Genomic DNA, 13,690 nt, shown 5'->3' on the forward strand with positions numbered 1-13,690 from the left:
TGTGCATCAATCGAGCGTAACGCTGAGGAATGATCTCCGTGCAGTGCGAGCCGCGCGTGGCTCGTACGGGTGACCCCGGTCAACGACGGGCCAGAGGTCCGTACGGTGTTCAGCCCGCTCTCAGGGCCATCGTCATCGCCTCCACCGCCAGCAGCGGCGCCACGTTGCGGTCCAGGGCGTCCCGGCAGGCGGCGATCGCCTCGATCCGGCGCAGCGTCGCCTCGGGCGAGCCGGCCCGTGCCAGCCGCTCCAGGGCGTCCTCGGCGTCCACGTTGGCGATCGCGGCCCGGGAGCCGAGCTGGAGGGCGAGGACGTCCCGGTAGAAGCCGGTCAGGTCGGTGAGGGCGACGTCGAGGCTGTCGCGCTGGGTTCTGGTGCGGCGGCGTTTCTGCATGTCCTCCAGGTCTTTCAGCACACCTGCCGTGCCGCGCGGCAGCCGACCGCCCTGGGCCGCGCCGAGCGCCGCCTTCAGCTCCTCGGTCTCCTTGCCGTCCATCTCCTCCGCGAGTTGCTTGGCGTCCTCGGCCGCCGCGTCCACCAGCTCCTGGGCGGCCTTCAGGCACGCGCCGACCTCGTCCAGCCGCAGCGGCAGCTTCAGCACGGCCGCGCGGCGCTCCCGGGCCGCCGGGTCGGTGGCCAGGCGGCGGGCCCGGTCGACGTGTCCCTGGGTGGCGCGGGCCGCGTTCGCCGCGGTCTCCGGGTCGACGCCCTCGCGCCGGACGAGCATGTCGGCGACCGCCTGGACCGACGGCGTGCTCAGGTTCAGGTGGCGGCAGCGGGAGCGGATCGTGGGCAGCACGTCCTCGATCGAGGGGGCGCACAGCAGCCACACCGTGCGGGGGGCCGGCTCCTCGACGGCCTTGAGGACGGCGTTGGCCGATTTCTCGTTCAGCCGCTCGGCGTCCTCGACCAGGATGATCTGCCAGCGGCCGTTCGCCGGGGACGTGTAGGACTTGCGGACCGTGTCGCGCATGTCCTTGACCAGGATCTCGGTGCCGACGGCGGCGACGGTCGTGACGTCCGCGTGGGTGCCGACCAGCGCGGTGTGGCAGCCGTCGCAGAAGCCGCAGCCGGGGGCGCCGCCGAGGGCGCGGTCGGGGCTGACGCACTGCAGGGCGGCGGCGAAGGCCCGCGCCGTCTGGTTGCGGCCGGCGCCGGGCGGGCCCGTGAACAGCCAGGCGTGGGTCATCTTCGACGACTCCGGCAGCGGCTGGTCGGCCGCCGCGGCGGTGACGAGGGCGTCGGCGTCCCGGGCGGCGGCGGTGAGCACCTCGCTCACCCGCTCCTGCCCGACGATGTCGTCCCATACGGTCATGGGTCACGCCGCCCTTTCCCCACACATTCCCGGCACGGCCGTACGCCGTCCCGGCCCGGCACCCGCGTCCCGGCCCGGCTTCCATTGTGCGGGCGCCCACTGACAACGGGGGCGGCACCGGTCGGCGCCGCCCCCCGTTTCAGCCGCGTCGCCCGCGACCCCGGCGGCCACGCTCGTCGTCGGGCCCCTGCTCCTCGTACGAGCCGAGCAGCTCGTCCGCCAGCGACGGCAGGTCGTCCAGCGGGGTCTCCTCCGCCCAGTCGGGCCGGGGGCGCCGTCGCCGGGCGGAAACGTCGGCACCGGCACCGGTTTCGGCGTCGGCGTCGGCGTCGGCGTCGGCGTCGATCTGCGGCAGCTCGCGCGTGCGGTCCTCGGAACCGTCGGGGCTCCCGCCCGTCCGCTCGTCCCGGAAGAAGCCGCGCGGCATCCGGTCCGCCGGGCCGCCCCCGGCCGCCGGGGCGTCGTCGCGCACCGGCGGCAGTACGGCGGTCTCGTCGGCCGCGTCGGACCGCACCGGCGGCAGCACAGCCGTCTCGTCGGCGGCTCCTCCCGGCGTCACCGGGGGCAGCACGGCCGTCTCGTCGGCCGCGCCCGGCGGCACCGGCGGGAGCACCGCCGTCTCGTCAGCGGCGCCCCTCGGCGCGTCGCCCGGTACCGGCGGCTGCGGCAGCTTCGCCGTGACCTCGGACTCCGACTCGGGCTGCCGGGCCCCCGGCGCCGACTCGTCCCGTACCGGACGCAGCACCTTCGTCTCGTCGTCCCGGCCCTCCGGCCGTACCACCGGCGTCGGCATGGTCGTCGCCTCCGGGGTGACGCCGGGCGCCTTCGGCTGCGGGACCGCCGGCCGGTGGGCGGCCGCGTCCGCCGCTGCCGCCGCCTCCGCCGCGGCGCGCCGCGCCTGCTCGGCCTTGACGAGGGCCTCCTCGGCCTTGCGCTGCTTCTCCAGGCGCCGCTCCTCGGCCTCGGCGCGCAGCCGGGCCTCCTCCTCGGCCTGCTTGCGGCGCCGCTCCTCCTCGGCCTTGCGGCGCGCCTCGGCCTCCGCGCGGGCCTTCTCCTCGGCGAGCAGCCTGGCCTGCTCCTCCTCGGCACGCCTGCGCGCCTCCTCGGCCCGCAGCCGGGCCTCCTCCGCCTGCCGTTCGGCCTCGCGGCGCTGCGCCTCCTCCAGTTCGCGGCGCTTGCGCTCCTCCTCCTCGGCGCGCAGCTTGGCGAGCTGCTCCTGGCGCTCGCGCTCCAGGCGCTCCTCCTCGGCCTTGCGGGCGGCCTCCTCCTCGGCCTTGCGGCGGGCTTCTTCCTCGGCCTTCCTGCGCGCCTCCTCGGCGGCCTTGATCTCGGCCTCCGACATCGGCAGCACGGTGTCCAGGCGGGCCCGGACGACGGTGGTGACGGCCTCGGCCTCCTGGCCGGCGTCGACCACCAGGTAGCGGCCGGGGTCGGAGGCGGCCAGGGTGAGGAAACCGGCCCGCACGCGCGCGTGGAACTCGGCGGGCTCCGACTCCAGCCGGTCGGGCGCCTCGGTGAACCGCTCGCGGGCGGTCTCCGGCTCCACGTCCAGCAGGACGGTCAGGTGCGGCACGAGGCCGTCGGTCGCCCAGCGGTTGATGCGGGCCACCTCGGTCGGGGACAGGTCGCGGCCCGCGCCCTGGTAGGCGACGGACGAGTCGATGTACCGGTCGGAGATGACGACCGCGCCGCGCTCCAGGGCGGGCCGGACGACGGTGTCGACGTGCTCCGCGCGGTCGGCGGCGTACAGCAGCGCCTCCGCGCGGTGCGACAGACCGGCCGACGACACGTCGAGGAGGATCGAGCGCAGCCGCTTGCCGACCGGGGTGGCGCCCGGCTCGCGGGTGAGGACGACCTCGTGGCCCTTGGCGCGGATCCACTCGGCGAGGGCCTCGGCCTGGGTGGACTTGCCGGCGCCGTCGCCGCCCTCCAGGGCGATGAAGAAACCCTTGGCGGTGGGCGCCTCGGCCGGATCGTCGCCGCCGAGCAGCGCGTCCCGCAGGTCGTGGCGCAGCGGTACGCCCGCACGGTCGTCGACCTTGGCCAGCACGAGCGCGGCCACCGGCAGCAGCAGCGCGCCGACCAGCATCAGGGTGAACGCGGCGCCGCCGTGCGCGAACACGAACTTGCCGTTCTCCAGCCGGTGCGGCCCGATCAGCGCGGCCACCAGGGGCGCGATCAGCGCGCCGAGCGCTATGGCGACCCGGACCACCGCGTGCAGGTGCTCGGTCGTGCGCGCCCGCCGGAAGTCCTCGGTCTCCTGGTCGAGCAGGGTGTGCCCGGTGTTGGCGGCGACGCCCGCGCCGATCCCGGCCAGGGCGACGACCAGCACGACCGTGGTGACGTCCGGGACCAGGCCCGCGGCCAGCAGCGCGACGCCGGTGAAGGCGATGGCCAGCGACAGCAGCCGGCGGCGCGAGAGCGTCGGCAGCAGCTGGGGCGCGGTGCGGATGCCGACCGCGACGCCACCGGTCAGGGCGAGCACCAGCAGCCCGTACAGGACCGGGCCGCCGCCCAGGTCCCTGGCGTGCAGCACGGAGACGGCGACGGCCGCGGAGATCGCCCCGGCGACGGCCGCGCAGGCCAGCACGAGCAGCGGGATGGCGCCGGTGCGGCCCGTGTCGGTGCCGGAGCCGGTCCTGGGGCGGCGCAGGCCCTCCAGCGGGGACCGCGGGCGCGGGGTGCGGGTGCCGGGCACCTCCAGGTAGACCAGCACGGAGAGCGACCCGGCGAACAGGCCGGCCGCCACGTACGAGCCGAGGGCCGCCTGGTGCTGGGCGAACCAGGCGATGCCCGTGCCCAGGAGGTTGTTGACCAGCGAGGCGGCGACGAGCGTGGCCGCGGCGATCGGGACGGCGAGGAAGGTGGTGCGCAGCGACAGCCGGCGCAGGGCGTCCAGGTGGTCGGGCAGCGGTCGTACCGTCGCGCCCTCCAGGGGCGGGGCGGGCAGCAGCGCGGGGGCCGCGCTCTCCCGGCAGACGGTCCAGAAGCGCTCGGCGATCCCGGTGACGAAGGCGGTCACCAGGAGCAGGGCCGGGGCGTTGCGGGGTGTCCAGTCGATCCACAGGGGAGCGATGATCAGCAGGACGGCGCGCAGTCCGTCGGCGCCGACCATGGTCCAGCGGCGGTCGAGCGGTCCGTCGGTCGCGGTCAGGGTGGTGAGCGGGCCCAGCAGGACCGCGCCGAAGAGGAGAGTGGCGAGAATGCGCACCCCGAAGACGATCGCCACCGCGAACGCCACGCCTCGGTAGCCGCCGCCGAACGACCCGTCGGCGACGGCCGCCTGGAGCGTCAGCACGACCAGCACGAGCAGTGCCAGGCTGTCGCCCACTCCGCTCACCAGCTGGGCGCTCCACAACCGCCTCAGCTCGGGTCGGCGCAGCAGCGAGCGGACGGCGCGCTCGCGGGAATCCGCTACCAGCGCGTCGTCCGGGTCTGTCTGGGGGGCCGTTGGCTGATCGGCTCGCGTCATGCTTTCAGCCTATCGGCAGCCACCGACAGCCCGCGGCGACCGTCCGGACGTACGCGCGCCCCGACACCAAGTTGATGCCGGGGCGTTCGCAATGCGAAGCCGATGTGACTGATGTGACCGTTGTGAGCCGACGGTTCGCGTCGACTCGGTGCCGGGCTCAGTCCTCCGCGGTCGCCGTCCGGGAGGCGGCCGTGGTCTTCTTCGCCGCGGCGGTCGTCTTCTTGGCGGCCGCGGCGGTCGTGGTCTTCTTCGCCGCGGTCTTCTTGACGGCCGTCTTCTTCGCGGGCGCGGCCTTCTTGGCGGTCGTCGTCTTCTTCGCGGTCGCGGTCTTCTTCGCGGTCGCCTTCTTCGCCGTCTTCTTGGCGGGCCCCTTCGCCCGCTTCTCGGCGAGCAGTTCGAAACCGCGCTCAGGGGTGATCGTCTCGACGCTGTCGCCGGAGCGCAGGGTCGCGTTGGTCTCCCCGTCGGTGACGTACGGGCCGAAACGGCCGTCCTTCACCACGACCGGCTTCTCGCTGACCGGGTCGGTGCCCAGCTCCTTCAGCGGCGGCTTGGCGGCGGCCCGGCCGCGCTGCTTGGGCTGGGAGTAGATCTGGAGCGCCTCTTCGAGGGTGATCGTGAAGAGCTGGTCCTCGGAGGTGAGCGAACGCGAGTCCGTGCCCTTCTTCAGGTACGGCCCGTAGCGCCCGTTCTGCGCGGTGATCTCCTGGCCCTCGGCGTCGGTGCCGACGACGCGCGGCAGCGACATCAGCTTCAGTGCGTCCGCCAGCGTGACCGTGTCCAGGGACATGGTCTTGAAGAGCGACGCCGTGCGCGGCTTGACCGCGTTCTTGCCGGTCTTCGGGGTGCCTTCGGGGAGCACCTCGGTGACGTAGGGGCCGTAGCGGCCGTCGCGGGCGATGATCTGGTGGCCGGTCTCCGGGTCGGCGCCCAGCTCGAAGTCGCCGCTCGGCTTGGCGAGCAGTTCCTCCGCGAGTTCGACGGACAGCTCGTCCGGGGCAAGGTCCTCCGGGACGTCGGCGCGCTGGTGGCCCTCGGCGTCCTTCTCGCCGCGCTCGATGTACGGGCCGTAACGCCCGACCCGCAACACGATGCCGTTGCCCACCGGGAACGAGGACACCTCGCGCGCGTCGATCGCGCCGAGGTCGGTCACCAGCTCCTTGAGGCCGCCGAGGTGGTCCCCGTCGCCGTTGCCGGCGTCGGCCGCGCCGCCGACGGCGGTGCCCTCGCCGAAGTAGAAGCGCTTGAGCCACGGCACGGCCTGGGCCTGGCCGGCGGCGATGCGGTCGAGGTCGTCCTCCATGCGGGCGGTGAAGTCGTAGTCGACCAGCCGGCCGAAGTGCTTCTCCAGGAGGTTGACCACGGCGAAGGACAGGAAGGACGGCACGAGGGCCGTGCCCTTCTTGAAGACGTAGCCGCGGTCGAGGATGGTGCCGATGATCGACGCGTACGTCGACGGGCGGCCGATCTCGCGCTCTTCCAGCTCCTTGACCAGCGAGGCCTCGGTGTAGCGGGCCGGGGGCTTGGTGGCGTGCCCGTCGACCGTGATCTCCTCGGCGGACAGCGCGTCGCCCTCGCTGACCTGGGGCAGCCGGCGCTCGCGGTCGTCCAGCTCGGCGTTCGGGTCGTCGGCGCCCTCCACGTAGGCCTTGAGGAAGCCGTGGAAGGTGATGGTCTTGCCGGAGGCGCTGAACTCGGCGTCCCGGCCGTCGGAGGCGGTGCCGCCGATCTTCACGGTGACGGAGTTACCGGTCGCGTCCTTCATCTGGGAGGCGACGGTCCGCTTCCAGATCAGTTCGTAGAGCTTGAACTGGTCGCCGGTCAGGCCGGTCTCCGCCGGGGTGCGGAAACGATCACCCGAGGGGCGGATCGCCTCGTGCGCCTCCTGCGCGTTCTTGACCTTGGCGGCGTACGTCCGCGGTGCCGGGGGCAGGTAGTCGGCGCCGTACAGCTGCGTGACCTGGGCGCGGGCGGCCGCGATCGCGGTGTCGCTCAGCGTCGTGGAGTCGGTACGCATGTAGGTGATGTAGCCGTTCTCGTACAGCTTCTGGGCCACCTGCATGGTGGCCTTCGCGCCGAAGCCGAGCTTGCGCGAGGCCTCCTGCTGGAGGGTCGTCGTACGGAACGGGGCGTACGGCGAGCGGCGGTACGGCTTGGACTCGACCGAGCGGACCGCGAACCGGGTGTTCTCCAGCGCGGCGGCGAGGGCGCGGGCGTTCGCCTCGTCGAGGTGGAGGGTGTTCGCGCTCTTGAGCTGCCCGAGCGAGTCGAAGTCACGGCCCTGGGCGACGCGCCTGCCGTCGACGGCCTGGAGGCGGGCGACCAGCGAGGACGGGTCGGACGGATCGCCCGCGCGGCCGGTCGCGAAGGTGCCCGTCAGGTCCCAGTACTCGGCGGACCGGAACGCGATGCGCTCGCGTTCCCGCTCGACGACGAGCCGGGTGGCCACGGACTGGACGCGGCCGGCCGACAGCCGCGGCATGACCTTCTTCCACAGGACCGGCGAGACCTCGTAGCCGTAGAGGCGGTCGAGGATGCGGCGGGTCTCCTGGGCGTCGACGAGCTTCTGGTTGAGCTGGCGCGGGTTGGCGACGGCGGCCCGGATCGCGTCCTTGGTGATCTCGTGGAAGACCATCCGCTTGACGGGGATCTTCGGCTTGAGGACCTCCTGGAGGTGCCAGGCGATCGCCTCGCCCTCGCGGTCCTCATCGGTGGCGAGGTAGAGCTCGTCGGAGTCCTTCAGCAGGTCCTTGAGCTTCTTGACCTGGGCCCGCTTGTCGGCGTTGACCACGTAGATCGGCTCGAAGTCGTGCTCGACGTCCACGCCGAGGCGACGGACCTCGCCGGTGTACTTCTCGGGCACCTCCGCGGCGCCGTTGGGAAGGTCACGGATGTGCCCGACGCTCGCTTCGACGACGTATCCGGGGCCCAGATAGCCCTTGATCGTCTTCGCCTTGGCAGGCGACTCGACGATGACGAGTCGGCGGCCGCCCTGTGCGGTCTCGCTGGTCGGGGACAACTTCGCTCTTCTCTCCGGTCGACGCTGGGGCCTCCCCAGGCCTTGCTCCCGGGGTCGTGGCACGGACACGGATGCCCGCTCACTTGGTGACGCTGCGGAGTGTGACGGTACATCCCGCCCCCGTGTCAAACGGGAAAAGCCCACAACGGCCACTCGAACGGTAACCCGACTACCGCCATTCCTGCCGCCCGGAGTCCCCGCCCGGCCCCCGGCGCCACCCGGAGCGTGACGCTCCCCTTACTCCCGCGGCATCCTCACGGACGCGTCAGGCAGTACGCCCCGAGGACCAGCGCGACCACCGCGACGAGGCTCGCGAGGGCCGCCGACGCGACCTGACCCACCCCCTGGGCGACGGGTTCGCCGCGCCGGACCCGGGTGCCCGTCCACCCCAGCAGTGCGCCTCCGAACAGGGCGAACACCACCCCCGCGAAGATCGCCGGTCCGCTTTCCATGGCCCGCGCGCCCCTTCCCTGCCGTCCGTGCGTGTCCAGCCTGCGGAGACTGGCACGCGGGGACGGCGAGCGGGCGGCGGGCGGAAGAAATCGAGGTGAACGAGGAGGCGTAACTCACTCGAACATGCGATCGGCTGGCTACCCCGCGAACGCGCGAGCCACATTTTTCCGGCCCTTTTCCATTCCCGGCGTGTCCCGATCCCGCCCCCGGCCGGTACCGATCCCGCCCTCCGGCCGGTGCCGAACGTGCCGGGCCGTGCGAAGGCCGGCGTCAGCCCGTCGGCTCCAGGAACCCCTGCTCCACCAGCAGCCGGATCTGCGCGGGGGTGCGGTCGCGCAGCAGCACGGGGTCCTCGCCGACCAGCTGGGCGATGGCGTCGAGAATCCGCCCCGCACTCAGCGTGCCGTCGCACACCCCTGCGAACCCGGCGCCCACCGTGTCCACCTTGGTCGCGCGGCGCATCCCGCGGTGCTGGCGCAGCACCACGTGCTCCGGGTCCTCGGCACCGGGCAGCCCGACCTGCTCCTGGACCACCTCGACGGCGAGCTTGAAGTGCCCTTCGAGGAGTCCCGCGTCGTCGTGGTCACGGAGGTAGTCGAGCCGTTCGAAGTGGGCGCGGACCGTGTCGCCGAGCGGTTGTTCGATCGAATGCGGCCACTCCTCGACGGTCACGGAGGGCACGGCGGCGTCCGTCCTGCGCAGCGTGATCCAGCCGAATCCCACCCCCTTCACCTTGAGCGCCTCGAACTCGTCGAGCCACGCGTCGTACCGCGCCTGGTACTGCGCCGGGTCGCCGCGGTGGTCGCCGGAGTCCCTGAGCCACAGCTCGGCGTACTGGTTGACGTCCTGCACCTCGCGCTGCACGATCCACGCGTCGCAGCCGCGCGGCACCCACGACCTGACCCTGTCCTGCCAGTCCTCCCCCTCGACGTGCTGCCAGTTGGCGAGGAACTGCGCGAACCCGCCCTCGGCCAGCCGCTCCCCGGCCTGTTGAACGACCGAGCGGCACAGATCGTCCCCGCTCATCCCGCCGTCCCGGTAGGTGAGCCGGGCGCCGGGCGAGATCACGAACGGCGGGTTGGAGACGATGAGGTCGTACGTCTCCCCGTCCTTCACCGGCTCGTAGAGCGAGCCCTCGCGCAGGTCGGCCGCGGGTGCGCCGGACAGCGCCAGGGTGAGCGCCGTGATGTGCAGCGCGCGCGGGTTGAGGTCGGTCGCGGTCACGCGCGTGGCGTGCCGGGCGGCGTGCAGGGCCTGGATCCCGGACCCCGTGCCGAGGTCGAGGGCGGCGGCGACGGGCGTACGGACGGTGATGCCCGCGAGCGTCGTGGACGCGCCGCCGACCCCGAGAACGACCTCCTCGTTCCGCTGTCCGATACCGCCGGCGCCGCCGACCGCGCAGCCGAGGTCCGACACGATGAACCAGTCCTCGCCGTCGGGGCCGCCGTACGGCCGGACGTCCACGGTGGCGGCGACCTCGGCACCGCCCACGGCGGTCAGCCAGCCGGCCTCCAGGAGGTCGTCGACGGGCAGGAAGCGGGCCACGCGCGCGTGCGGCACGGGTTGCTGGAGCAGGAACAGCCGCACGAGCGTCTCCAGCGGCGTGTCCCCGCGGGTCGCCCGGAGTGCGGGCACGGTCTCACTGCGGGCCAGCGCCGCGTACGCGGGCGCGCCGAGCAGTTCCAGGAGCCCGTCGGCGGTGAAGGAGGCGCCCAGCAGGGCGGTGCGCAGCCGGGCGGCGACGTCGGGGCGGTCGGAGGCGGGCAGGGTGGCGAGGCCGGAGTCAGTCACGCCCTCCATTGTGGCCCGCACGCCCCCTGGCACGCGGGCCCACCGCACCGCCACTAATCCGCCGGCCGGTCCACGGCCGACCGGAGGGCCACACCCCCGTCAGCCCGCCGTCGACGAGGCCGACGCGGAGGCTCCCGACGTCGTGGTGACCTTCTTGCAGCTGGCCTGTTCGGCGATCGCGTCCTTGACGTCGCCCTGCTCCAGGGCCTCCAGGGCCTGGGTGCCACTCTTGTTCTGCGTCTCCAGGTCGGCCATCTGGGAGGCGACGTCGTGCAGCCCGGAGGCGAACTTCGCCTGGTCCTTGGTGTTCAGCGCGTCGACCTTCTTCTTCAGGTCGGCGTACGACGCGGAGAGGTTGTCGAGGTTCTTGACGACGTCCTGCTGGCGCTTGGCGCCGTCGTCGACCCCGGGGGGCGCCCCCGCGCCGCTGATGGCCGCCGCGAGCGCCTTGTAGCCGTCGGACATGTCCTGGAAGGCCTGGGAGTCGGTCTTCTGGATGGTCGCGGGCGAACTCGTGGTGTTCGAGGCCGTCTGCGCGATCGCCTCGTTGGCCGCCTTGATCTTCGCGTCCTGCGCCGGCACCGCGTCGCACACGGTCTTGGCCCACGCGATCAGCTTCGGGTCGGGGCCCTTGTCACCGCTGCTGCACCCGGACAGCGCACCTACCAGTACCGCACCGCCGGACAGTGCGGCCGCGAGCTTCTTGTTCACCGGATCGGTCCCTTCCATGGCTCTCGGCCCCCGGAATCTACACGGCGGACGGCCGCCACCCTCACGATCGGCGCCCTTTAGTCCGCTTTTATGCCGATTCACTCAGGGGAGAGAAGGCTCACGACGAAACCACGCACACAGTGCTGTACCTCTATGAATCGGGCGCACGGCCGGAGGGAGGGCAGGGTACGGGCGCGGGAGAGCGAAACGGGCGGACGACGCGTCAACACGCGCCGTCCGCCCGCTCCTTGGCCGGGACCCTTCGCGAGCGCCCCGGTGGGCGTCGTGGGACCGCCTACGAAACCACCGCCGGATCGGCCGACTTGGCCACCCGTTCGGAACTCTCGTCGTCACCGACGGCGATACCGCGCCGCTTGGAGACGTACACCGCGCCGACGATCACGAGCAGGGCGAGCACCGCGATGAGGATGCGGACGCCGATGCTCTTGTCATGACCGTAGGAGAACTTGATCACCGCGGGCGCGATGAGCAGTGACACCAGGTTCATGACCTTGAGCAGCGGGTTGATCGCGGGACCCGCGGTGTCCTTGAAGGGGTCGCCGACCGTGTCGCCGATCACCGTGGCGGCGTGGGCCTCGCTGCCCTTGCCGCCGTGGTGGCCGTCCTCGACGAGCTTCTTCGCGTTGTCCCAGGCGCCACCGGAGTTGGCCAGGAAGACGGCCATCAGGGTGCCCGCGCCGATCGCGCCCGCGAGGTAGGAGCCGAGCGCGCCGACGCCGAGTGTGAACCCGACGAAGATGGGCGCCATCACGGCGAGCAGTCCCGGCGTGGCCAGCTCCCGCAGGGCGTCCTTGGTGCAGATGTCGACGACCTTGCCGTACTCGGGCGTCTCCGTGTAGTCCATGATCCCCGGGTGCTCGCGGAACTGCCGCCGCACCTCGAAGACCACCGAACCGGCCGACCGCGACACCGCGTTGATGGCGAGTCCGGAGAAGAGGAAGACCACCGCCGCGCCCGCGATGAGCCCGACGAGGTTGTTGGGCTGCGAGATGTCCATCGACAGGCTGAGCGGCGCGCCCGCACCGGTCAGTCTCGCCCCCACGTCCTGCACGTTGGTGGTGATCGCGTCCCGGTACGACCCGAAGAGCGCCGACGCCGCGAGGACGGCGGTGGCGATCGCGATGCCCTTGGTGATGGCCTTGGTGGTGTTGCCGACTGCGTCCAGGTTGGTGAGCACCTGCGCGCCCGCGCCCTCGACGTCGCCGGACATCTCGGCGATGCCCTGGGCGTTGTCGGAGACCGGCCCGAAGGTGTCCATGGCGACGATCACACCCACCGTGGTGAGCAGACCGGTGCCGGCCAGCGCCACCGCGAACAGCGCCAGCATGATCGACGTACCGCCGAGCAGGAACGCGCCGTAGACGCTCAGGCCGATCAGCAGTGCGGTGTAGACGGCCGATTCGAGGCCGACCGAGATGCCGGCGAGGACCACGGTGGCCGGGCCGGTCAGCGAGGTCTTGCCGATGTCCCTGACGGGACGCCGGTTGGTCTCGGTGAAGTAGCCGGTCAGCTGCTGGATGACGGCCGCCAGCAGGATGCCGATGGCGACCGCGACGAGCGCGAGGATCCGCGGGTCGCCGTCCTTGGCCCGGATGGCCGCGTCGCTGATCCCGTCCAGGTCGGAGTACTTCCCCGGCAGGTAGACGAAGACCGCGACCGCGACGAGGACCAGCGAGATCACCGCGGAGATGAAGAAGCCGCGGTTGATGGCGCTCATGCCGCTGCGGTCGCTGCGGCGCGGGGCGACCGCGAAGATCCCGACCATGGCGGTGAGCACACCGATCGCCGGCACCAGGAGCGGGAAGGCGAGCCCGGAGTCGCCGAAGGCCGCCTTGCCGAGGATCAGCGCGGCGACCAGGGTCACCGCGTACGACTCGAAGAGGTCGGCCGCCATGCCCGCGCAGTCGCCGACGTTGTCGCCCACGTTGTCGGCGATGGTCGCGGCATTGCGCGGGTCGTCCTCCGGAATGCCCTGTTCGACCTTGCCGACCAGGTCGGCGCCGACGTCGGCGGCCTTGGTGAAGATGCCGCCGCCGACACGCATGAACATGGCGATGAGGGCGGCGCCTAGGCCGAAGCCCTCGAGCACCTTCGGCGCGTCGGCCGCGTAGACCAGCACCACACAGGAGGCGCCGAGCAGGCCGAGCCCCACCGTGAACATGCCGACCACGCCGCCGGTGCGGAAAGCGATCTTCATGGCTTTGTGCGAGACGGCGGTGAGATCCTTTTCCGGTTCGCCTTCCGCCGGGGTTGCTTCGCGGGCCGCCGCGGCGACCCGCACATTGCTGCGCACGGCGAGCCACATGCCGATATAACCGGTGGTCGCCGAGAAGGCCGCGCCGATCAGGAAGAAGATCGACCGGCCCGCGCGCTGATTCCAGTCGTCCGCGGGCAGCAGCAGAAGCAGGAAGAACACCACGACGGCGAATACGCCGAGCGTGCGCAACTGCCGGCCCAGATAGGCGTTCGCGCCTTCCTGGACCGCCGCCGCGATCTTCTTCATGCTGTCGGTGCCCTCGCCGGCCGCGAGTACCTGACGGACCAGGATCCAGGCGACCACGAGCGCGGCCAGCGCCACGGCTGCGATGACCGCCACCAGGACCCGGTTGTCGTCGGTCAGGACCGCGGCCGCGAGGGGTGTGGGGTGGCCCAACTGATGAGGGGTAGAAAGCCCCGCCATTCGTCCTCCTTGACGCTTGGGCTGAGCTCAAGATGTGGACGGATTCTAGGTACCCGGGAGTGATCTAAACAGGGGCCGGTAAACGGAATTGGCCTTCTCGTGCTCTTCAGCAAATGATCGAGGTCAGCCCACCGAACCCGAAAGCGGTAACGCCCTAAAAGCATTGACGATCACCGGTGGAGCAATCGGCTCTTGATCGAATTATCCGGCGATCTGCCGGGCGTCGGT

The 13,690-nt window shown here is 72.2% G+C and carries 7 protein-coding genes; all 7 read right to left on the minus strand.

From position 1 onward, the window contains the following. Positions 1 to 109 precede the first annotated feature (109 nt). Entirely contained in the window at positions 110 to 1,315 is a 1,206-nt protein-coding gene (locus AB0G52_RS11400; protein WP_361335972.1) for a DNA polymerase III subunit delta', read from the minus strand. Between the two features lie 139 nt (positions 1,316 to 1,454). After that, entirely contained in the window at positions 1,455 to 4,787 is a 3,333-nt protein-coding gene (tmk, locus tag AB0G52_RS11405; protein WP_361335975.1) for a dTMP kinase, read from the minus strand. A 157-nt stretch (positions 4,788 to 4,944) separates the two neighbouring features. Next, entirely contained in the window at positions 4,945 to 7,806 is a 2,862-nt protein-coding gene (gene topA / locus AB0G52_RS11410; RefSeq protein WP_132889464.1) for a type I DNA topoisomerase, read from the minus strand. 254 nt (positions 7,807 to 8,060) lie between these two features. Further along, complete coding sequence (locus AB0G52_RS11415; protein WP_132889465.1) at positions 8,061 to 8,258, minus strand: hypothetical protein; 198 nt, start codon at positions 8,256 to 8,258, stop codon at positions 8,061 to 8,063. Between the two features lie 271 nt (positions 8,259 to 8,529). Continuing rightward, entirely contained in the window at positions 8,530 to 10,050 is a 1,521-nt protein-coding gene (locus AB0G52_RS11420; protein ID WP_361335980.1) for a methyltransferase, read from the minus strand. A 99-nt stretch (positions 10,051 to 10,149) separates the two neighbouring features. Further along, complete coding sequence (locus tag AB0G52_RS11425; protein WP_207921747.1) at positions 10,150 to 10,779, minus strand: small secreted protein; 630 nt, start codon at positions 10,777 to 10,779, stop codon at positions 10,150 to 10,152. 277 nt (positions 10,780 to 11,056) lie between these two features. Continuing rightward, a complete protein-coding gene (locus AB0G52_RS11430; RefSeq protein WP_361335983.1) occupies positions 11,057 to 13,462 on the minus strand; it encodes a sodium-translocating pyrophosphatase in 2,406 nt (801 codons plus the stop codon). Positions 13,463 to 13,690 lie beyond the last annotated feature (228 nt).

Source organism: Streptomyces sp. NPDC021562, assembly GCF_040640875.1.
GTDB lineage: Bacteria > Actinomycetota > Actinomycetes > Streptomycetales > Streptomycetaceae > Streptomyces.